This is a genomic window from Marinobacter halodurans, from assembly GCF_004327985.1.
In the GTDB taxonomy this organism is placed as follows: Bacteria; Pseudomonadota; Gammaproteobacteria; order Pseudomonadales; family Oleiphilaceae; genus Marinobacter_A; species Marinobacter_A halodurans.
This window is the reverse complement of record NZ_SJDL01000195.1, coordinates 1-489: the sequence shown is the minus strand read 5'-3', so window position 1 is coordinate 489 and position 489 is coordinate 1. Positions and strand designations below refer to the sequence as shown.

The window sequence follows — 489 nt, the reverse complement described above, 5'->3', positions numbered from 1 at the left end:
CACCAGGCTGGCTGCTTCCTGCTTGAACTCAGGAGTAAAGGAACGTCGTTTTCTGGTCATCAGACACCTCGTTTATGGTGGCGATCTTACCACCTACGTTGGTGTCCGGAATCATTGGACCACTACAAAGGAAGGTGGTAGTACCACTCTACATCCCAGCCCGTTACATATCCTTCGACAGTTTTTGACCTGTAGGAAGGCTGCCAGTCCTTACGCGCACGAACAGAACTAATTAATTCATTCCACTTCGTATCATTCGCTAAGCCCACCAGGTTTAGACGAACAACTGCTTTTTTAATTTTCTCAACGTCTACTCCTTTGGGAGCAGACTTCGAACTTGGCAACGTATTCATTTTTATGCCTAACGCCAACAGCAGGGGCGCGACGAAAGGAGCGTCCCTTGCCTGTATTGGTTATGAGCTAAAGGGCTGGGGTACATGTCTTGCACTCCAACCAAATTATTCCGAAATCACCTACTATCTCGAACCC

At 47.9% G+C, this 489-nt stretch carries 1 protein-coding gene; it reads right to left on the bottom strand.

Annotated elements, in window-relative coordinates:
• Positions 1-122 precede the first annotated feature (122 nt).
• On the bottom strand, positions 123-353 hold the full coding sequence (locus tag EZI54_RS25520) for a DUF6678 family protein (RefSeq protein WP_131484360.1): 231 nt from the start codon (positions 351-353) through the stop codon (positions 123-125).
• Between the last annotated feature and the right edge of the window lie 136 nt (positions 354-489).